16 protein-coding genes are annotated in these 21,240 nt (G+C 52.4%); 8 read left to right on the top strand and 8 right to left on the bottom strand.

The features are described 5' to 3' along the window. Positions 1 to 96: 96 nt before the first annotated feature. Both V7650_RS08440 and V7650_RS08445 read right to left on the bottom strand, forming a co-directional pair. Complete coding sequence (locus V7650_RS08440; protein ID WP_335655791.1) at positions 97 to 2,583, bottom strand: TonB-dependent receptor; 2,487 nt, start codon at positions 2,581 to 2,583, stop codon at positions 97 to 99. Positions 2,584 to 2,748: 165 nt separating this feature from the next. Continuing rightward, complete coding sequence (locus V7650_RS08445; protein ID WP_335655792.1) at positions 2,749 to 3,564, bottom strand: helix-turn-helix domain-containing protein; 816 nt, start codon at positions 3,562 to 3,564, stop codon at positions 2,749 to 2,751. A 341-nt stretch (positions 3,565 to 3,905) separates the two neighbouring features. Here V7650_RS08445 and V7650_RS08450 point away from each other — a divergent pair, with 341 nt between their 5' ends. From V7650_RS08450 to V7650_RS18210, 5 genes are all read left to right on the top strand, one after another. After that, positions 3,906 to 5,129, top strand: a complete 1,224-nt coding sequence (locus V7650_RS08450; RefSeq protein ID WP_335655793.1) for a tyrosine-type recombinase/integrase — start codon at positions 3,906 to 3,908, stop codon at positions 5,127 to 5,129. A 405-nt stretch (positions 5,130 to 5,534) separates the two neighbouring features. After that, a complete protein-coding gene (locus V7650_RS08455; protein WP_335655794.1) occupies positions 5,535 to 5,891 on the top strand; it encodes a hypothetical protein in 357 nt (118 codons plus the stop codon). 527 nt (positions 5,892 to 6,418) lie between these two features. After that, positions 6,419 to 7,081 carry a hypothetical protein gene (locus tag V7650_RS08460; protein WP_335655795.1) on the top strand — a complete coding sequence of 221 codons (663 nt, stop codon included), beginning with the start codon at positions 6,419 to 6,421 and terminating at the stop codon, positions 7,079 to 7,081. 298 nt (positions 7,082 to 7,379) lie between these two features. Continuing rightward, a protein-coding gene (locus V7650_RS08465; protein ID WP_335655796.1) for an IS3 family transposase occupies positions 7,380 to 8,725 on the top strand; the annotation gives its coding sequence in 2 pieces (ribosomal slippage) (positions 7,380 to 7,710 and positions 7,710 to 8,725; 1,347 coding nt in all). A gap of 133 nt (positions 8,726 to 8,858) precedes the next feature. After that, positions 8,859 to 9,098, top strand: coding sequence for a WYL domain-containing protein (locus tag V7650_RS18210; protein ID WP_442955278.1), 240 nt, complete (start codon positions 8,859 to 8,861; stop codon positions 9,096 to 9,098). Between the two features lie 37 nt (positions 9,099 to 9,135). On the opposite strand, the gene V7650_RS08470 is transcribed toward V7650_RS18210, so the two are convergent. From V7650_RS08470 to V7650_RS08485, 4 genes are all read right to left on the bottom strand, one after another. Next, entirely contained in the window at positions 9,136 to 9,816 is a 681-nt protein-coding gene (locus V7650_RS08470) for a hypothetical protein (RefSeq protein WP_335655797.1), read from the bottom strand. Between the two features lie 79 nt (positions 9,817 to 9,895). Beyond that, entirely contained in the window at positions 9,896 to 11,980 is a 2,085-nt protein-coding gene (locus V7650_RS08475) for an AAA family ATPase (protein ID WP_335655798.1), read from the bottom strand. A gap of 741 nt (positions 11,981 to 12,721) precedes the next feature. Beyond that, a complete protein-coding gene (locus V7650_RS08480; protein WP_335655799.1) occupies positions 12,722 to 14,344 on the bottom strand; it encodes a hypothetical protein in 1,623 nt (540 codons plus the stop codon). 11 nt (positions 14,345 to 14,355) lie between these two features. Further along, positions 14,356 to 14,640 carry a DUF4258 domain-containing protein gene (locus tag V7650_RS08485; RefSeq protein ID WP_335655800.1) on the bottom strand — a complete coding sequence of 95 codons (285 nt, stop codon included), beginning with the start codon at positions 14,638 to 14,640 and terminating at the stop codon, positions 14,356 to 14,358. Between the two features lie 106 nt (positions 14,641 to 14,746). Here V7650_RS08485 and V7650_RS08490 point away from each other — a divergent pair, with 106 nt between their 5' ends. Continuing rightward, on the top strand, positions 14,747 to 15,076 hold the full coding sequence (locus tag V7650_RS08490; protein ID WP_335655801.1) for a tetratricopeptide repeat protein: 330 nt from the start codon (positions 14,747 to 14,749) through the stop codon (positions 15,074 to 15,076). Positions 15,077 to 15,512: 436 nt separating this feature from the next. Here V7650_RS08490 and V7650_RS08495 read toward each other — a convergent pair whose 3' ends face one another. Beyond that, a complete protein-coding gene (locus V7650_RS08495) occupies positions 15,513 to 16,196 on the bottom strand; it encodes a SoxR reducing system RseC family protein (RefSeq protein WP_335655802.1) in 684 nt (227 codons plus the stop codon). A gap of 305 nt (positions 16,197 to 16,501) precedes the next feature. On the opposite strand from V7650_RS08495, the gene V7650_RS08500 reads away from it, so the two are divergent. Further along, positions 16,502 to 16,729 carry a hypothetical protein gene (locus V7650_RS08500; protein WP_335655803.1) on the top strand — a complete coding sequence of 76 codons (228 nt, stop codon included), beginning with the start codon at positions 16,502 to 16,504 and terminating at the stop codon, positions 16,727 to 16,729. 273 nt (positions 16,730 to 17,002) lie between these two features. Here the strand turns inward: V7650_RS08500 and V7650_RS08505 are convergent, their stop codons facing one another. Continuing rightward, positions 17,003 to 17,350 (bottom strand): hypothetical protein, encoded by a 348-nt coding sequence (locus tag V7650_RS08505; RefSeq protein WP_335655804.1) that lies wholly within the window; start codon positions 17,348 to 17,350, stop codon positions 17,003 to 17,005. A 398-nt stretch (positions 17,351 to 17,748) separates the two neighbouring features. Between V7650_RS08505 and V7650_RS08510 the strand changes: the two genes are divergently transcribed. Then, positions 17,749 to 21,168 (top strand): TM0106 family RecB-like putative nuclease, encoded by a 3,420-nt coding sequence (locus V7650_RS08510; protein ID WP_335655993.1) that lies wholly within the window; start codon positions 17,749 to 17,751, stop codon positions 21,166 to 21,168. Positions 21,169 to 21,240 lie beyond the last annotated feature (72 nt).

Raw genomic sequence — 21,240 nt, forward strand, 5'->3', positions numbered from 1 at the left:
CGCAGGGTTTTGCTTATGGGAACCAAGCAGAGGAAAATCGGACCGGAACGGCCCCCAGCCATCCCGGTCCGGAATTGATCAACGGGAGAAGGTTGATCAAAATTTGAAGGCAGCCTCGACAAACAGCTGCCGGCCGCGATTCTGCGTGACCACCCGGTCGTCGCCGCCGGGCGGCAGGAACGGGCGGTCACCGACCGTATTGGCCCAGAGCTTGTCGGTCAGGTTGACGCCGATCAGCGACAATTTCCACTTGCCGTCGGGATCGCCCACCGAAACCGCGGCATCGAGGGTGACATAGCTGTCCTGAACAAAGTCGTTGAAATTGTTGTTGCCGGCAAAATATTTGCTGCTGTAGGCGGCATTGCCGTTCAGGCCCAATTCCAGTGCATCCCCCGCCGGTACCACCAGGTCAAAGGCGATGTTCCCCGACCATTTCGGAGCCCGGGCCGCAGTCCGGCCATTCAGGTCGACGTCATCGGCATTTCCGGGGATGCCGTCGGGGTCCTGCGAGATGAACGTATCGGTAAACTTGGCGTCGGTATAGCCAAGGGCACCGGAGAAGCTCAGGCCCTCCAGCGGCGTCTGCCAGGACCAGTCGACGTCAAAGCCCTTGGTCGTCAGCTCGCCGGCGTTGATGGTCAGAAAGCGGACCGCGGCGCCGTCAAAATTCTGCACCTGCAGGTTGTCAAAGACAAAGTAGAAGGCGGCGGTGTTCACGCGAAACGCACCATTGCCGAAGACCGCCTTCATGCCGACCTCGCCGCCCTTGGCCGTTTCCGAACCGAAGATGATCGAGTCGAGTGCCGCTTCGCGCTGCGCGTCCGTGCCAAAGCCCGGGGTCACGAACTGCAGCGCCGCGGTCGGCAGGATGCTGTTGTCGACGCCGCCGGACTTGAAGCCGGTCTTGTAGGAAGCATAGAAATTGAGGTCCGGGGTGGCCTGATATTTGATCGTGACTTCGGGCGAAATATTGCTGTCCGAGAATTTGATCGGGCCGGTCTGAAAGCCTTCCGGAACCACTAGGCCAATGCCGCCCACGATCCCGTTCAGGAAGGTCAGCGCATTGTGCAGGAAGGGGAAGGACGTGCGGTGGACCTTCTGTTCGTCCGTCCAGCGGACGCCGCCCGACAGTTCCAGCTGATCGGTGATATCGAACGTGGCGCTGCCGAAGAAGGACAGGGCCTCGCTCTTGGTCGCCCGGTTGGCCACCCAGTCAAAGCCGACTCCGCGAGAATCCGGGAACAGGAACGACCCGATGAAGGCGTTCTGGGACGTTTGCAGCGGCTGGCTGCGGCTTTCCCAGAAGGCACCGACCATGAAATCGAACGGGCCGTCATAATCGCTGGCGAGCCGGAGTTCCTGGGAATATTGCTGCAGCCCGTCGGAAAAGGGAGCGGGCAGTCCGCCGGGATCACCATTGGGCAGGATTCCGACATAGCTGAACTGGTCGAGATGCTCGTTCTCCAGATCGAGAATGCCGGTGACCGACGACAGGGTCAGATGGTCGTTGAGCTCCAGATCCATCGCCAGGCGCATGAAGAAGGTGTTGGTCTCGTTATAGGATTGGCCGGTGTAGCGGTCGGCGCCGGTGGTCCCCGGGGCGATGACCCGCAGCGCCGGATGACCATCGGGATGCGGATAGAGCCCGTCCTGGATGTCGCACGCTGCATTGGAGGCAATGGAGACGCCGGACAGCGCCAGGAAGACATCGTCGGCCACGCCGTTGGCGCCGCAGCTGATGTCGGAATGGCCCAGCAGGCTGTCGCCCTGATTGTGGTTATAGTTCAGTTTGAGATTGGCGGAGAAACGGTCCGACGGGTCCCATTGCAAGGTCACGCGCCCGACGAAATTCTTCAGGCCCTTGCCGCTGTTGGCGAATATCGAGGGCGTTCCCGCTTCCAGTTCCACATATTTGTCGATGTCCTGATATTGCGCGGCCACGCGAATGCCGAGCGTATCGCTGAGCGGACCGGAAATATAGCCACCGACGGTATAGCCCTCCTCCTCGAATTCGTAGGAGGCCTTGCCGCCCACTTCCCACTCCCTAGTCGGGTTGGCCGAGCGGACCGAGAACACGCCGGCCGAGGCGCTCTTGCCGAAGAACAGCGACTGCGGCCCCTTCAGAACATCGATCTGCTCGACGTCAAAAAAGGAGGCCTGGACCAGTCGCATGGTGCTCATCGACACGCCGTCGAAGTCAAAGGCGACGGCGGAGTCAAAGGCAGCGGATATATTGGTCGTGCCGACGCCGCGCAGGCTGATCTGCCCACCCGCACCGGAGCCACCGACCTGCACGTTGAGAGCCGGGATGCGGCTGACGACGTCGGCAACCTCGTTGACCTGAAACTTGTCGAGCGTCTCGCTGCTGATCGAGGTGACCGTGACCGGCGTTTCCTGCAGCGTTTCATTCTGCTTGCGGGCGTTCACGATGATGACGCGGCTGTCGTCCTCTTCCACCGCATCTTGCGCCAGCGCGGGGACGGCGAACCCGCCCATGGCCAGGGTGGCGACAGTGCCCCGCAGAAGCGCGCGTGCCGCGCGGTGAAAGCCGATGGAATCCTGGTGCTGCGAATGGTGGTTCATAAATCTCTCCCGTTTTGCTTCACCGTGTCGTGAAGTCTGCCGATGTGCCGGTTGATCCAGCATCGTCGAAGCGCGAGAATGGCGGGTGCGGGCCAAATGCTCAACTGGCCAAAAGGTCAAGAAATGCGGGACAGGGAAGTGGCGGGATCGGACCCGCCCGAGGCGCTAGTAGCTGTTGCCGAGATAGCCCAGCTGCGTCGCCTTGTAGACGGTCTGGGTGCGGTTCACGGAGTGGAGCTTTTCGCCGGCGCGGCTGATATGGTAGCGGACCGTGGAGCGGCAGACCGAAATAATCTCGCCAATTTCCTCGTCGGTTTTGCCGATCGATGCCCAGCGGATGCATTCCGCTTCCCGGCGGGAGAGCTTGCAATCCGAAGCGATATGACGGGATTTCCGGGACACCGACACATAGCCCGATATCAGACGGCGGGTCAGCGCCCCGAACAGGTTGCCGTATTTTGCATATAGCGCCGGAAAATCCTTGCCGTGGCGGCTCATGGCCGGGAAGCTGTTGGCGGAGACCTGACCAAAGGGCAGGTGCACCGGAACGATGATCAGCTCGGCATGGCCGCCTTTCGCCTTGGCAAAATAGCTGCTGACATCGATATCGTCGAGAAATTCGTTCGGTACCGAGCCGTGAAATCCGCTTCTGTCGCACCAGAAGGGTTCGCTTTCATAGCGGCAGGCCCGCGGTACGGGCGAATGCAGCGCATATTGGGCGTCCTGCCACCACCGCTCGCTCTGCTCGACCCAGCCGAAAATATCGGCGTTGAGGGATATGCCGGTGGCATCCACCATCGGCCGGCCGGATGAAATGTCGGCGCATAGCGCAACCCGAAATCCCTTGATGCGGGCTATTTCCTGCAGCGAAATGGCGGCCCCGCGAATATCGTCTGCGGTGCGGATCGTTACCTGTTCGAGCAGCGCATTCCAGTCGGGATGACCGCCACTGTCAGATATCTCGGCCTGCCTGTCTGCCACGCAACACCCTCTCCGATGACTGTCGGGCAAAAGATGGGAGCTCTGCGCTCTCTCGTTCCACTGCCTCGATAGTCGCAGTAGGCCACAGGATGCGCCGGGCAATCCACTGTCATTTGTGGCAAGACGCCGATGCTCGACGTGCCCTGGTCGGGCGCTGGAGGACGGAGGTATAGAAAAAACTGGATCCCCCGTGAGGAACCTTACTTTGTGTTCGCAGACGTTTGCAAGCCGCCGTATTACTAGCTAAATGCTGGAGTTTCAGCCGAATTTAATTTAGCGGTTGTTCGTTGACAATCGTCTCCAGTCGCATCACAGTGTGGGATCGATTGGGGGATCAATTCATGCCAAAACTAACTGCACTAGCGGTCAGGAACGCCAAACCCGGAAAGCATGGTGACGGCGAGGGGCTTTACCTGATTGTGAAGCCCAGTGGCGCAAAATCATGGGTGCTTCGAATTCAGGCTGATGGAAAGCGTCAGGATATTGGCCTTGGCACCGTGGAGACGTCGCCCAAGTCTGGCGGAGCTAGTGTTGAAGTCGACATCCCGATACTGCAACGTAAAGTGCTTTCGCTTTCGGAAGCGCGGCAAAAGGCAGGGCTGCTTAGAGGTGCTGCGAAATCTGGTCTCGACCCGATCGAAGAGCGCGATCGCGAGAGACAGAAAGTTCCAACCTTTAGGGAAGCGACCATTGCGGCACACAGCTCGCTGCAGAAGGGCTGGACCAAAAAGAGTGCGACAGCTTTTCTTAATTCCCTAGACAAGCACGCCTATCCGACGTTGGCGAGGAAGAGCGTCCATATGATCTCTGCAGCCGATATCATCACGGCGCTGGAGCCCATCTGGACCGACAAACCCCAGATTGCAAAGAAAGTCCGCCAGCGCATTACAACGGTTTTAAACTTTTCGCATTCGAAGGGTTGGCGATTAACAGAAGCGCCTCACAAATCTATTGGTAGCGGTCTTCCAAAGCAACCCAAGTCCGGCCACGTCAAAGTAATGCCATACCAAGAAGTTCCCGCATGGGTTTCTTCTCTGATTCTCAATGCGCCGACGCTGGGTCGTAGAGGAATGCTCCTCCAGATTTATTCTGCGTCTCGCCATGCAGAAGTGCGCGGTTCTCAATGGGGTCAATTCGACTTTGCAGAGCGCCTTTGGCATCGACCAGCTTGGCTGATGAAGGAAAAAATTGAGCATACAGTTACACTGAACACAAGCGCAATAGAGCTACTTCAACAGATTCGTTCAGAACTTTATGGCGAGCCGAGCTCAACAGATTTGGTATTTCCGACCCGTAGAGGCAAAATGCTTTGCGGTGAAACGTTTAACAAGGTTCTACGCGACGCAGGTGTCCCTTATGACAGCCATGGCTTCCGTAGCTCGTTTCGTGACTGGGCAGCTGAGAATGTGCCGGAGATACCAGATCCTGTTGCAGAAGCAGCTATCTCACATGTCGTGGCCGATAAAGTTGTGCGCGCCTATAAGCGGACCACGTTTATTGAGATGCGCCGCACATTATTGCAGAAATGGAGCGATTATTTACAAGGCGTGCAGACGCTGGCGTGACTCCTACAGGCAGAAACATCAGTGGATCTACCAGTGTTGCGTCCTGGCACAGCCGTTTCGACTCAATTTCTTATGGAAGGGGTCCACCGCTTTGATCGCCACATAAGCCGGGCTGGTGATTAGATCATGAGCCTTTAACAGGCGGTTAGTCGTTGGCAGTCATGTCGATCACGTGAAGCCTATCAGTGATGAAGACGATTCATTCTCGCCGCATGATGGATTACGAGCCTATCGCACGACGTGTCACTCACTCAAGACAGTGCGCGGCGTGGAAGCCGGAGCGGTTAAGGCTACCAAGCCAATGATGGGCTGCGATGTTAGGGGCAATCCACTTGACATTGCGCATCCTTGGTGGAGGGGAATTAATAATGTATGAGAGTTTTATAGCCAACGATAGAGGATGGTATGCGTTCAATTTTTAGAAAGTTTCTCTTGGCGTCAGTTTTATGCACGGCAAATATTGCCAGTCCTTCACTAGCTGCAGAGCCGAATGCGAACGATATCTTAGAGGCTTACGATGCCGATATGGACTGGGCGAAGGCAGGTCTTGTTGGAATGTATTCTGGGATGTTTTGGATGAACGCCTTTTTGAAAGATGATGGACAACCAAAGCTATACTGCGTTCCAGACGAATTAGGAATAACACCAGAACAAAACGCAAGTATCTTAAAAGAATTTATCAAAAAAGACGGGCGAGCTGGGAAATTTCCCGCGGGTTTGGCGCTGCTGACGGCATACAAGTTTACCTTTCCCTGCAATTGAAGTCGCTCATAGCTAAGGGCGGCGATGCGCCGGGATACACGAATCTAGAGTTAGATAATTTCACCCGCTAGGAAGCGGAACGGACTGCCTGATAGAGGGCCGGGTGCCGGTCACGGGCTCCATATTCTCACAACGCTTGTTGTTCAGCAAGGCAGCAGCAAGCTAAGCGAGGGTGCGATATCTAATATTCTTAATGAAGCGAAGGGGCTTGGGATGGACACGGGGCTTGACGCCAAAGGATTTACAAAGATGCAGATAATCCGAGCAAAACAACTTACGGATTTTCCTACTGGAGTCTGACATCCCGCTGCTCAAACCTGTCTTACCCACCTTGCTAGATCCCAGCGTCCATCGTAATCGTAAAGCTGGAGCAAGGTATGGTTCTTATATTAATCAAACATGGGATAAATCTGAATCCATTAAAAAGCTCGGATGGACGAATTTGTGGATCTATTGAATTTTTTAAATGGTGATTGTTACGAAAAAATCACCAATAAGAATGATGAAGCAGCCAAAAGGACAGAGGAATGACGGATAGTCGACCAAAAGCAACTAAAGATTATTGGACTGACGAAAAATTAGACAATCTCGATTCGCGAAAATTACAAAACGTGAGAACCAATGCTCAGACCGAAGGTCGCGATGACATCGTCGCGCGGTGCGATACTCGATTAGCCGCGATGAAAATCCGCAAAGGAGGCAAAAGGTCAGGCAAGTCCGACGACATACGCATTCTCGAGGCAGAGGGTGATGGTCAACTGGTCTCACTTGCAACCAATCTAAAAGCAAAATATGATCTTTCCCAAGAGACAGCAAAAGCTGCATCCGGTGGGGTAAAAGGATACAGGGCACGTAACCTTTTGGGTAAGAAGGGAGCGTCTAAGGTTGGCGGTCATCAGGTAAGCGGGAAAGTCTTGGTAGATCGATACATTTCCTATGGAATTGGCGAACATACAGTTGGATTAGGATTGATACTTGCTAAGGAGCAGCCTCTTGAAGCTCATAAATGGTTCGTTTCCAGTGTTTCGCAATTGCTACCTGAACGGGTTCCGATACAACTGTGTGTGCCGGGAATGGATGCAATCGATGACAATAAAAATCAGGGCATTGCTTATGACGATTTCCAAACTGCGGCGGGGAAGTTCACAGAACTGATCGACCAAATTGCGCCTAAGCAAGGCACAAAATGACTCGCCGACAATTCGCCTTTTCCAAATCTACAATCTCTGCGTTTGAGCAATGCCCGCGGCGACTGTGGTAGTAGACGCATGAGCGATAGCAGCTATCTAACGAAAATTTATAGGTGAGAACACTTAAACCATGGCAGAAAGCAGGAAAGGACCAATGGACCGGATGCTTACGCTGGTTCGCGCGCTTGCAGATAGCGTTGAAGGGTTAACATGTCCGCCGTCAGCATTCAATAGACAGACTGGCTGCATAAAATAAGTGAGTGTTTTGGTTTCATCGCAGTGACTGTAAGGAACGAAGATGAAAGCAAAACACTCAAAAGCCCCCGCGGAGCGGGTGGTGAAAGACATCCGCAGAGCAACGCGCAAACAATATAGCGCGGAAGAAAAGATACGGATCGTGCTGGAAGGTCTGCGCGGCGAGGATAGCATTGCCGAGCTATGCCGCCGCGAAGGTATTGCGCAGGGCGTGTATTACAAATGGTCGAAGGATTTTATGGAAGCCGGCAAGCGCAGGCTCGCTGGCGATACGGCGCGCGCTGCCAATAGCGACGAGGTCCGTGATCTTCGGAAGGAAGCCCGCGATCTGAAGGAGGTCGTCGCTGAACAGATGCTCGAGATGCGCCTGCTGAAAAAAAGCATGATCGGGGATGGGGGCGACGACGAATGAGGTATCCCGCATCCGAAAAGCTGGAGATCATCCGCATCGTCGAGCGGTCACATCTGCCTGCCAAGCAGACGCTCGACAGGCTGGGCATCGCCCGGCCTACCTTCTACCGCTGGTATGATCTGTACCAGCGGTTCGGCGAAGAGGCGCTGGAAGACCGGTGTCCCGGTCCGCGCCGGGCATGGAACCGGATCCCGGAGGAGGTGCAGGACAAGATCCTGGATATGGCGCTGGAACGCTGCGAGCTGAGCCCGCGAGAGCTGGCTGTGACATTTACTGATGAACAGCGCTACTTCGTGTCGGAAGCCAGTGTTTACCGCCTGCTCAAGGCCCATGACCTGATCACCAGCCCGAACTTCATCGTCATGAAAGCCGCCAGCGAGTTCAAGGACAAGACCACGGCGCCCAACCAGCTGTGGCAGACTGATTTTACCTACCTCAAGATCATTGGCTGGGGCTGGTATTATCTGTCGACGATCCTCGATGATTACAGCCGCTATATTATCAGCTGGAAGCTGTGCACGACCATGCGCGCAGAAGATGTCACCGATACGCTGGAGCTGGCTCTTGAGGCATCAGGCTGTGCGTCGGCGCATGTGTTGCATAAACCGCGTCTGCTATCGGACAATGGGCCCAGCTATGTTGCTGGAGAGCTCGCTGATTATCTGGCCGACAAGAAGATGCGCCACGTTCGCGGTGCACCGTTCCATCCGCAAACCCAGGGCAAGATCGAGCGTTGGCACCAGACCCTCAAAAACCGCATCCTGCTCGAAAATTATTATCTGCCCGGCGATCTCGAAGCGCAGGTCGAGGCGTTCGTCGAGCACTATAACCACCAGCGTTATCACGAAAGCCTGAAAAACGTCACACCCGCCGATGCCTACTTTGGCAGAGCGGAATCCATCATCAAACAGCGAGAAAGGATCAAACGAAAAACCATCGAACATCGGCGCTTGCAATACCGCAGACAAGCCGCCTAATATCAACCAACCAGATGGAACCAAATACTCGCCTATTTTAAACCGGCATATGTCTCAAATTATCTGACGACGGACAGACCTCGACGAATGGACTGCAGGCAGCTTTGGTATTTGGCGGGACGCATCACATGATATTTCGTTACGTGTCTTGCCCGGTTCAGCGGAACGGGCACGTCAGTGGCGATTTCACCCTAAGCAGGAACAAGAGGAACTGGATGACGGATCCATTCGCATTAGTTTTTCGTGCGGCGGCTTGCGAGAACTCTCAGACCACCTATTCAGCTGGGCCGGAGAGCTTGTTATTGAAACACCGGTTCAACTGCGCGAAATGATGGCGGAACGGCTAAATAAGGCGCATTCGCTAATTAGGTAGGTCCGGATTACGAGGCCATAATGAAGTGCGGAGGTCATCATGATATCTGCAACATATCCAGCAGTGGCTTTACCATAGGACTGGGATCGGCGCAGGTGTTGGTCCAATTTGCTCTGCTTGGGTGGGTCAAAGTTACTATAATTTTTCCGCTTTCTGCGCTGTGAGCGGTGCTTGTCCAACTCCGTTTCTCATAGCACTCTTTAAACTCAGCGATACAATTATGAGCACCCGTTTTTTCTCTCACCCAGTTGCCTGCTGTTTTACCAAGACAGATGATCATATCAATTTCCAGAGATTCAATAACGGCCTGATGCACCGGCCAGCAAATATCCAGCAATGATGCTTTTTCCGATATGAGGTCATCCTCGCTGCGAGTGCGCGCAAAAATTACGTTGCTCGCCGGCGTCAGCAGTAGGTCCCTGTTCAGCTGTTTAAAAAGATGTTGAATCCTTAGCTGCGTCGCATTGGGTTGGTCTGATGCCTCGCTCCAGTTTTCATTTATATAAGACGAATACGGCTCTGTCCGGTCTTTCCATTCGTTGATTCGCTTACCAACGGTGTCATCGTTATGAGTTATCGGATCTCCGCCTGGATTAAGGCCTAAAAGATATATTTGGCGTTTACCTGAAAATGCTGGCCGAGAACTGTAGAAAACAGAACCTGAGCGATCCAACATCTCATCATCCAAGGCATCAAGAGCTGAAGTTATTTTGATCATAAATATAATTCCCCATTTTCGCTGGCTATTATTTTATCGCTAGTGATGATTATAAAAAATGTTCATTTGAAGCCAATGATTAGACGGCGCTAGCAAATCCCATAACGCCTTTGTTTCCCCGCGCTTCACTTGCGGCGCTCAACCAGTGCACCAAAGTTTGAGGCGAAATATCGGGTGTAAAGCGTAACCGCCTTTTCGCCTGCGCAAAATCGCCCGGCGTCAAGCCATCGGCGTAAGCTAGTGAAGGAGGCGCAACGATGCCAAAGCATTTTTCGAATAGTAATTTCGACTGTTCTTTGGTCATGGTCAGATAGCGTATATGCAATGAAAAGCGGCGCGCACTCGCCGGGTCTAATCGATCGCTAAGATTGGTGGTGGCAATAAAACGTGTTTGTTCTTTTTCCATTTCTGTCAGCATCGCGTTTACCATGGACAATTCCCAGTTATGCTGCGTTTCCCTACGATCGCCTAAAAATCCGTCGACCTCATCAATCAACAACAACACGGGCCGCTTCGCTGCTCCGCGAAACGTGTCTGTGATATGCTGTTCTGTTTGTCCTACGTAAGAGCCTAATAAGTCAGCGCCGGTAACAGCGATGAGATCAAGGCCCAGTCTTTCGGCAAGATATGCCGCATAAGCAGATTTTCCAGTGCCAGAAGGACCTGACAAAAGTATGCTCCATCCTTCTCCCCGGCGTAAACGAGAGGATGAACGATTTGTCTCCAAATCATGCAACTGATCCGCAAGTTCCTCAAGATTGGTATCCGTCCTGGACAATGCAGGATCAAAATCCCCAGCTTGCAGAATGATCTCGGTATCTGGCTGCCGGCCAGTTGCCCGAACCATATCTTCAACTAATCCCGATACCAGATCGGAATTTCCACCAACTCTTGCAGCGGACCTGATTGCTGCTTTGTATATTGCCGGCGTTGCCGGGATTGCCGACAATTGTGATGCCATTTCAGAAACATTATCTAGTTTTGGTTCTGCAACAATAAGCTTATTTATCAATTTCTTTCTTGCGCCGCGATCGAGGTGATCAAAGTGGATCGCCATATCCATTCGCCTGACAATAACTTCTCCTAATTCGCGGGCATTATTTACTATCCAGATATGCGCTCCCCGACCTTCCTCGACCATGTGGTTGAGCCATAATTTTGATCGGTGGTCCAATATTCTTGCGGCAAATAAGTCTTCAGCCTCATCGATGATTAGAACATTTCGCTGCTGCGTTTGAGTTAAGCGCCGGATTAATTGAAGATGATTGATACGTTCCTTTGGTGAGGGCTCACCTCCGTATTCATCCGACATTCCGATGAACACGGATTTCGCATTCACAGCCTGAGCCAATAATTTTGCAAATTCTGTCTTCCCGGTTCCGGGCGCGCCGTAGAGTAAGATATTGCACGCATGACCGCTATCCAATGAATGATCAATCAGTTTTGAGGCATTGTCTATTTTGTCCGAGAGAGCGGGAAAATCATTGGTGTGTAATATTGTTTTTCGTTCCGGCGGGATCAATGATTTTTCCATCTCAGCTCGCGTGCCGATATCTTCACGGAAAAGTCTCTGCGCCCATTCTGCCAGGTCAAGGTCTCCGTGCCTGACGTCCGTTATTAATCCCACTCTAAAAAGTTTATTCCGCGGCAGCAGAGCTGCTATCACCGTTTGTTTCGGATGCCCGGTTAGCAGCGATATTTGCATTTCCGTCCTGGTTAGGTGCCGGTCAAAGTCCAGAGCTGAGAAAATAGCCCCCCATTCGCCAAATAGTAGCCGGCGCGCTGCGACAGCTACGATATCATGCTCTACTGGACTGAGTTTTAATAAATCGGCGACAAACCTGATGCGCCTGTCGAGAGCGTTTTTGCCATTTTGTCCTGCAAACCGGAACAGTTCGCAAGATTGTAACAGCCAGTCTGTCACTTCCTTCTTGTTATCGGCAGAGCCAGTAAACTTTGGTAGCTTGAGGTCAATTTGGGCCGCAATCGTGGCAAATAACTCACGTAACGGATCCAGGGGCAGTCGAGTCAAAGTGGTGCTGATATTCGACATAGCGAACCCCAGTCGACGATATTCAATTTCGTCAAAAGGATCGGTTAAAGCATTGCTGAAAATGCCAAATCTTGTGGATGTTTTACAACTGGGATGAAGCGATTTTTTCATATTATTCTCCTGCGTGAGCTCAAGAGATAGCGATTATCTACGACATAAACGGGCGTAGTTTAGAACAGGCCAGTTTAACAGTTGCCGACCAATTATATGACGTTCAATTTTTTCTATGTCCAAATTTGACGCCATCGAATGTTATTGAGAAGGTGATCCCAAGATAGAAAGGAGAATTTTATCAACGAAATTCGCGCACCCCACATAGGTATATTCTGGATGATTAAATCCAATTTAGTTGCGACAGGATGCACACTGGAAAGCGGTGATCACGCAGCCGATTGGGTTGATTATCCCGGAGGGCACGCAAATTACTGGGAGAGGTGGCAGGATGCTGGGGAGAATTGGCTGCACGCCCATAACTTACCAGTCGACATTTTATCGAGCGAATATGACGATCATCCGCGAGGAAGGATATTATACGATCTTAAGTCCAAGCGGTTCATCCTATATGCTGACGAGCGGTTGCAAAACGCTCCAATGATACGGACAATTAAAGCCAAATTTGGGCTCCTTCGCGAGGCAGTAACAGTCCGCAGCGATCTGCACTATCGCGCGCCACGTTGCTGCTAGAGCAAATTTTTCTATATAGTAATTCCGGCACCCCATTTGTTTCACGCTCAATTTCAGACTCTCGGGAGCGTGTGCCTCGCTTCCGAAAGCGGATTTGCCCTTACAGACTGTTAGATCGCAACAACCCATCATTTCTGTTCAGTAACAGAAGTCGCTCATTCAGTATGATTAGACCGGGATCATTGCATCGATCAGTGCACGATTGGATGCTAGAAGTGCTGCATGAAAATCGAGGCCATTTGCAGCAATCACACCGGCTTGTGAAATCAGCTGCATCGCCATGCGCTCATCGCGCGCGCTGCCGGCGTTCGAGAAAATCGCGGCAGCAATGGTGCCCGATCGGCATGGTGGAGGGAGCTCTTCGTCAAGCACGATCGACGGGCAAAATCGAGACCTTGGAGCAAGGCGGAACAGGAACTCCTGCAACTCGCCGTTGTCGAGATCGTCCAGCCATCCTTCGATATCTATCATCTCATGGTAAGGTTCTTCGAGCAAGCCTGAGGCAGCGCCTAAAGGCAAGTCAGCGCCAGTCATGAACTCGGGAGTATAGTCGGGCCATCGTAGATAATCGTAGTGGAGATTATAGCGTTGTGGTATGAAGCTGTGCCAGCGGAAAGGCCGCATGCGGGCTTGAATAGCCAATGCGTCCAACCCCGAAAGCACTGGATAGCAAATCCCCATATCTTCCGCTGGGGCAGTTAGCCAGAGACCAGCTCCGCTGTCCGGACGAGGTTTGACTTTCAACCAAACGGGTCTCGGGACATCATACGTAAATGGCTTCCATCCAAAGCCATGGTATTCAGAATATGTGACCTCCGGCAACTTTGCTTTACGATCGTCTGGCGAGACGTTTTTCATAACGAGCCATTCGTAAATGAGCTCGTCATCTTCCGTTTCGCCATCCTCATATCGTTCTCGGCCGAACGGGAGATCGTCCAAGAAGTCGTGGGGAATGACAAAAATGCGGCTCTCGTGCCGATATCCAGCAAGGCCAAGGGAGATTGTGGGGAATTGCCAACTCTCGTCGGCATTTCGAGTGCTGGGCTCGAAGCGGTAGCTTTGATCGCTTCTTTGCCTATATAGAAAGCCCGAAACTTCCCCAGCCTTGCGTGAAGCTTCGCCTAACGGTCCTTTGGAGTAGGCATCCCCGTCATAGCGGTCATGGAGGCGGAGAGTGGCGTCGAAGGGGTCGACAGAATCCTCGTCGTCGTAAGTCGGCTTCACAAAATCGTAGGAGTGGATGGCAAATGGTGCCTGATCCATCGCTTCCCACAGCTCCCCAATATCGGTTTGAGCTTCGATGGCGTCGCAAATTTTGGCGGTAAGGGTAACCAAGAGAGTTTGCGCACTTTCTGACCGCAGAGGGGCAGTGCTGAGTGCTGGAAGATATGTGGTCCCGCGCAAGACGTCACGGCAACTTCGTGCGCGTTCTTTTTCCGAGGTGTTGCTTTCGTCCGGGAAAAGGCTCTTTGCGGCGTGCTCGATGAGAGCGGCCCAGTCAGCACCATTGCTGGCGACGGGATCGGGGGCCGTTTCGCCATGGAACAGAACATAGCGTTTGCGCTTCTCCCAACGGTCGCCGTTCCACAATGCATCAAACCATTTGTGGGCAACGGCCTTTGGCTGCTGTGGTGACAGCTTCTCGGCAATCTCACCAAGGCGCTTGGCGATAAGAATTGCGTCATCGCGATCGGTTCGTGGAGACTGGCGCAGCTCGTCCATTACCGATGGCTTAGCGTTCGCATTATTAGATTTTTCGAATAGGCTCGAAGCATCAATCACGTTTTTCATTCCGGTTTTCCTCAATGCAACCAGGCGACGGTGACCACCGTGCCGTTGCTCGCTTCGATGACATAGGCATTACGAAATTTTTCGAACGCACGCGCCTGTGAGCCGAGCAACTTGTCAGCTGCCGCCCAAGAGCGCTTGTCGAAGCGATACCGCAAAGTTCCGCTGCCTGACGGTGTTGCATTGGCGAAGTCCAATATGAGTTCGACTGCAGCTTCTGGGATGCAACGGCGCTGCATTTGCGTCTTGGCGTGGCGGCTGAGGCCGGGAGGGTTCAGCGTTGGATTAAGATAGTGCATAGCGAAGGTGACATCCTGTTGGTTTGTGATGCCCCCTTGTAGCGGTCGACCTGCCTGCACCTCACGGACAACTTGGATATATTTCTGGCAATATGCAATTATTTTATTGGCGATAATTCTGGCAATTATTTTGATGTCGGTCTCTTTTAAGAAACTGCGTAGCGTCAGCGACCTAGGCCGCGCCAGCGAGGCCGAACCGCTTGATGCAGAAGCACTGCGCCTCAAACGCGAGGTGTTAGGAGACAAGCATTCCGGCACGTTGCTAAGCTTGAATAACCTCTCGCATGTCCGTATGGATTTGCCTTCCCAGTCTCATTTGGCGGTAGAACCAGCGCGTTCTCTGATGAGCAATATTCGCGCTGCTCGAAAAGTTGCCGGCTATTTGTCGGCCCGTCCGAACATCATGTGTCGATCAGCCGCGAAGATCCCCGGGTAGGTAAGGTCGTTGTTCATTTCCCGCGCTTAGGATTTTCCGTCCAGAATTGACGCAATTTGCAGCATATCCTGTTGAGAATTTGAGCAAGTGGGAAAGGTTTTTGCCGCGGGTCGAGCGGCAGGATGCCACCTGTAACACACTAGGCAACCAGCACGACGAAAAACCGCGATTGGTCCCGACGTGAAAGTTCATATTTTGAACTAAAGTCAGGGCAAGGATGCGACATCGCCTTCGTTATTTTACAAGACGCACTAAAATTACCCAATGATTTGAATACCCGCTATTATTCCGTCGAGCTCACCAATCTGCGGTTTCTTGGGTTATCTGTCTAACCAGTCTGAGCAGACCAGCGCGAAGCGCTTCGCTATTAAAACCAACGGGACGACTAGAGTGGTTCTGTTCGTCGGACCTATTCATGAAATGTCTTGAGAGAGCACTAATCGACTTCGTCAAACTTTTCGGCATGAAGTTTGCAATATCGACCAGCGGTTCTTTTGTTCTTGCATCGACGGTAACTCCCTTTGACCGTAAGTCCACGGCCTTGTATTCTGGATGTTCCAGCTAAGCAGCGATGAGGCTCACGATTAGCCCATTTCTTCTGCGCCTTCAGTCTATTGATATTGTTTCGTCGAGAATGAAATTTCTCTGCCGACGAAAAAGTATCCCTTAGCGAAGAGAGAATCAATACAACCGCTCCTAAGAAGAGTCCCAAACGGATGGCTAGGGATATCGGTTTATTTTCAATTTCATATATAAAGTGACCGTTGTTCTCACAAAGATTTTCGATAGATCCAAATCCAATGTAGGTTTGGTTTGTGTGGGCATTGTAGGTATGTGTTTCAGCATATTGATGCCTGCAGTAATCTGATATCGGTAACATCGGTATGATACTTACGCATGCTAAAAATATGCCCGCGGCCAATATAAAACTAGGAAACAAACTGTCCTTGGCTTCGTGGTCTGTGTCAATGAACCTGTAAAGAAATAGCGCCGCTGCTCCAGCGAGTATTCCCAGTAACAAGCTGACAATCCCTGCAAACGTAAGAACCCAAGAAAAAACTAAAGCTCCAATGAACATTACGACAAGGACCCCAATCAGAGACCAAAACTTATCTTGCATCCTTCACTCCATTTTGATTTGTATTTCTATTTCCGAATATTCACGGCAAGCAAGCCAGTAAATTCTTTGGGTTTTGCGGGTAAGATCAATTACAACATTCAGCAATGAAGCATCCAAACATCAACTCAGCGGATCGAGGCTATGCCAACGAGCGTAATGAATCAACTTTCGACCAATTTTCCGAGTGGTCCAGTAGAATTTGGACCTAGGCAGCAAACTGAGAGCAACGCCTAAATGACGCCGATAAAGCCGTTGCTTGAGCATCACATCTTGATTAGGCTCGCAGTCAAACAGGGAGAGAAGATTTGCGTAAATTGATGCTTGTTCTGGCTTCTGCAGGTCTTGCAGCATGCAGTGACGGTTCTACTAGCGATAGCGACCCCAGTTACAGTCCTCCTGGTGAAAATTCTACCAGCGGAATGACCGCTGAACAGGAGAATAAATATGACAACCTTTCGTCTGAAGGCCAAGATTATGTCGATGAACAGATGAAGCAATACGATGAGCATTGCGCGAACTCGTCCGATTGTTAATCAGTTATCGGATTGTCGTTAAGCGCTGTTCACGCAACCCCACAAGGCTCCTAGTGATGGGTGAGTTGGTAGCGTCGACCCTCTCATTGGATCTGCGTAGGTTCTCAAGCGGCTAAGCCTGTCCTGAGGAGCCTTCGAACGCTGCGCCCTATGTTCTCTCGTTAGCAAGATAGCGTTCGGATATTGCACGGTGACACGCCATTACGGGTAACCAGCAGTCTGCATTCTGTGGAACATAGTCTGGCTCATCGTCCCAACCTCAAAAGCAATCCGTTAGTCGTCTGTCGAATTGGTATGAATAATCGCCCTAATGTCAGTGAGGTGCGTATTCGTGAAATAGATTGCTTCATCATTCCCGGCGAGAATGACCTCAAGATTGTTTTCCGCACAATCAAGTAGCAAATCGCTGATCATATCGACAGAGCCATGGGCGTGTTTAAACATGGCAGCGTGGTTAGGACAAAGAGCCAAGCGATTTTGATGATGTCGCTTATTTAGGCTTCGATCCAGTTGAACCTTTTTGAAATAATAGCGGCCATCATCGAGTTTGAATGGCAAAGGCGATTTACAAGCCCAACATATCATTTCGCCATCCGCGTTGGTATATTGGCGTTGGGTCAACTCGACTGCGGTTCTGCATCGAACGATGAGCGATATTTGAAGGATCGCTCGAATCCTCTGCGCGCCAGGACCCGACAGACCACAGTCACCCATTTGCCACCGGTCTGAAATGCGCCAGATTACAGATTTAGCCGCAGCAGCTCACGTTGCTGTAAACGAACTTATAATATCTATTGTTCAAAAGGATCATCTAATTAAAAATCTCTTCTGATACATGAAACATCAACTTGCCATTTAATGTGATGCATCATTAGAAAACAGAGTGCATGAGGACGCGGGGCCAATAGTCAGGATCTCGAATATTCATTGGGGTTTCTGAAACTTACGCAGTTTTCCAACTACTGCACTTTTCGGAATTTTGGGGGAGTCTGCAGTTGCGCCGACACAACGACATAATCGTGCACTCACCGTCTGATTTGGTTCGATATCTAGGGTGTGCCCATGCTACTGCTCTAGATTTGCTGCGCATGACCGATCCGGAAAAGGCGCCAAATCGCGCGGAAGACGACGCGATGGGAAAGCTAGTCCAACAAGCTGGGCTGGATCATGAAGATAATTACCGAGAGAAATTAACGAGAGATGGAACTCTTGTGGAGGTCCCCAGCGATGGCTCGCTGGAAACTCGCGCCCATTTGACCCGCGCGGCCATGGAATCAGGCGCGCGCGCAATCTTTCAGGCAGCGTTTCTCCAAGATCAATGGAGCGGATTTGCCGATTTTTTGATCCGTGTGGAGAAGCCTTCAGATTTGGGCGAGTGGTCTTACGAACCAGTTGATACCAAGCTCGCCAGGTCAGCTAAAGCGGCTCACATCGTTCAGCTCGGTCTTTACGCCCGGATGATCGCCAACGTGCAGGGAAGTTTTCCGGACCGCGTTCATGTCGAGCTCGGGAATGGGACGCGCGAAAGCTTTCGAATGGTCGATTTCGATCATGTTTTGGGAAACGCGATCCGCCGCTACCTAGCCTTCGTGGAACAAGGAGGGGAGAAAACGTCGCCGGAACCATGCGCTGCATGCCCATTGTGCCCATGGCGCGATCACTGTGCTTCAATATGGGAGGAGGAAGATCACCTCTCGCGCATAGCTGGACTGGGCAAACCGCACGCGCAAAAGCTACGCGATGCGGGGATTTTAACTGCGACTGCTCTTGCCAGTTCGCCCGACGATACGCGAATTGCGCGCATGGCACCTGCGACTTTTGCAAAATTGCAAGCACAAGCCCGGTTGCAGATCGCCCGTTGGCAAGGCGGCGAGCCCGTAGTCGAAACGCTCGACTTGGAAGATGCCCGTGGTTTTGCCAACTTGCCCGAGCCACATCCCGCAGATCTATTTTTCGATCTTGAAGGTGATCCGCTGGAAGAAGGCGGTCTCGATTATCTATGGGGAGTCCATTACAGGGAAGGCGGCAAACCCATTTTTAGGTTTCGTTGGGGTCATGAACATGCGGCAGAACGCCTAGCATTTGAAGATACATTGGATTGGATGGCCGAGCATCTGCAAGCCAATCCAGGCGCGCATATCTATCATTATGCTCCCTACGAGATTACATCGTTGCGCCGGCTTTCGACTTTGCATGCCAGCCGCGAGGAAGTCTTGGACAACTTGCTGCGTCAGCGCCGTTTCGTCGACCTCTATGCAGTATTGCGGCAGGCTATCCGCACATCAGAGCCCAATTTGTCACTCAAGACGATGGAAATATTCTTTGCCGAAGCGCGTGATGGTGATGTCACCAAAGCGGATCAATCGATCATCGAATATAAAAGCTGGAAGATGACCGGTGATGAGGCCGTCCTGCAGGGTATCTTGGAATACAATAAGGTCGATTGCGAGAATACCGAAGCGCTACGGGATTGGCTAGTCGAGCTTCGAATGCCGGACCTTCCGTGGAGAGCTTCTGGTCCTGCCGTTCCTGTAACGATCGAAAAGACGGAAGCGCGCGTAGAGGCGGAACTGCGAGCGGAGCGATTAGTCAAAGGGATTCATGCCGGAAATACTCCAGAGGGTGAGGAGGGCAGGGCACTAGTGGGGCATCTTACCCAGTTCCACCGCCGCGCCGATAAGCCTGCTTTCTGGGCGATGTTTGACCGCTGCGAGCGTGAGCCTGACGAATTGGTGGAAGATGGCGAGTGTATTGGGGCGATCATGCCAGATATGGATGATGTTGGTATCTGGCAGCGAGCGGAGAAAAAGAGCACTATCGCTAGTTACCGTTTCCCTCCCCAAGACAGCAAGCTGCGCGAAGGAGCGTCCGTGCTTCATGCGCCCACGCTCCAGAAAGTGGGCGCAATTATCGCTCTGGATTGCGAAGCGGGGACAACCGAAATCAAGCGCGGTAACAGCGCAAAAGGCTTTTGGCCGCTGGACGGCTCTTTGATCCCGGAACCTACAGTGCCAAACGCGATACTAGTAGCTGCGGTGCGCCGGGTCGCAATGGCCTGGGCCGGCATAGACGAAGACCAATGGCTGAACGGCTGCGTTGACCCTGATGGTCTTACAACGGATGTTAGCGCACTGCCCGACGCGCAGCCTTACCGTGCGCTACTTGATCTCATTGAACGGAACAAGCCTCGACTGCGAGACTGGCAGGGCGGCGGTCTGGTGCAAGACGGTGAAAGCTTGATCGAGGCAGCGACCCTGCGCTGCCTTGCGATGGATCACACGACTCTTTTTATTCAGGGGCCGCCCGGCACTGGCAAAACATATACGAGCGCTCACGTGATATGCTCACTGATCGCAGCTGGCAAGCGCGTGGGCGTGTCAAGCAACAGCCATAAGGCAGTCAACAATCTACTCGCTAAGGTTGAGGATATCGCCGAGGAAACGGGGCTTTCCTTTTCCGGCGTCAAGAAATGCACGCGCGGTAACGAGGATCAACGTTTGAATGGGCGGGTCATTACCGACGTGGAAAGCGCCAGTGACGTTCACGACTATTATCCTGATCTGGTGGGCGGCACCGCTTGGCTATTCGCTGACAAGGATTTCGACCAGGAGTTCGATTATCTCTTTGTCGATGAAGCGGGACAGGTCTCACTTGGTCATCTTTTGGCTATGGGTTCGGCGGCAAAAAACATTGTCCTCGTGGGCGATCAGATGCAGCTAGCGCAACCGATACAAGGCTCGCATCCTGGCGAAAGCGGTCTTTCAGTTCTGGATTATCTATTGCAGGGAGACGCGACCGTTGCACCGGACAAGGGTATCCTCCTCGACACAAGTTGGCGAATGCACCCTCAAATATGTAGCTTCATATCGGAAGTCGTCTACGACGGACGGCTGAAAGCGCACCCTGACTGCGGGCAGCAGCGCCTGCATCTGGAACAGGGGCACGACCCTGTGCTAGCTGAACAGGGTCTACGATTTGTGCCGATGGAACATGTCGGTTGCGGCCAGCGCTGCGACACAGAAGTAAAACGCGTGAAGGAACTGGCGACTGCATTGCTCGGCACCAAATTTGCGAGACGAGATGGCAGCACCGGAAAAATAGGGTGGGACAATATTCTAATCGTTGCGCCATATAATATGCAGGTAAACGCGCTCGCAGCCTCGTTGCCCGCTGCTGCACGTGTGGGCACGGTGGACCGGTTCCAGGGGCAGGAAGCGGAAGTAGTAATTGTCAGTCTCACCACCTCGACGCCCGATGATCTGCCGCGCCATATTGAGTTCTTTTACTCCAAGAACCGGATCAACGTCGCGATCAGCCGCGCTCGCACGCTGGCGCTGATCTTGGCCAATCCCAAGCTGTTGGAACTAGACGCAAAAACTGTCGATCATCTGCGGTTGGTAAACACGCTAGCTTGGGTGGAAGAGGAAGGAAGCAAGTGAGAGAAGAACAATTCAAGGCATGGCTAAAAGGAAACCGGGAAGTCCGATGGCACGATTTCATCCCAAATGAGC

This window comes from Parasphingorhabdus sp., assembly GCF_036964565.1.
Classification (GTDB): Bacteria; Pseudomonadota; Alphaproteobacteria; order Sphingomonadales; family Sphingomonadaceae; genus Parasphingorhabdus.

Coding starts and splice junctions, on each gene's coding strand:
- V7650_RS08440 (WP_335655791.1), bottom strand. CDS start 2,583: ATGAACCACCATTCGCAGCACCAGGATTCCATCGGCTTTCACCGCGCG.
- V7650_RS08450 (WP_335655793.1), top strand. CDS start 3,906: ATGCCAAAACTAACTGCACTAGCGGTCAGGAACGCCAAACCCGGAAAG.
- V7650_RS08455 (WP_335655794.1), top strand. CDS start 5,535: ATGCGTTCAATTTTTAGAAAGTTTCTCTTGGCGTCAGTTTTATGCACG.
- V7650_RS08460 (WP_335655795.1), top strand. CDS start 6,419: ATGACGGATAGTCGACCAAAAGCAACTAAAGATTATTGGACTGACGAA.
- V7650_RS08470 (WP_335655797.1), bottom strand. CDS start 9,816: ATGATCAAAATAACTTCAGCTCTTGATGCCTTGGATGATGAGATGTTG.
- V7650_RS08475 (WP_335655798.1), bottom strand. CDS start 11,980: ATGAAAAAATCGCTTCATCCCAGTTGTAAAACATCCACAAGATTTGGC.
- V7650_RS08480 (WP_335655799.1), bottom strand. CDS start 14,344: ATGAAAAACGTGATTGATGCTTCGAGCCTATTCGAAAAATCTAATAAT.
- V7650_RS08485 (WP_335655800.1), bottom strand. CDS start 14,640: ATGCACTATCTTAATCCAACGCTGAACCCTCCCGGCCTCAGCCGCCAC.
- V7650_RS08495 (WP_335655802.1), bottom strand. CDS start 16,196: ATGCAAGATAAGTTTTGGTCTCTGATTGGGGTCCTTGTCGTAATGTTC.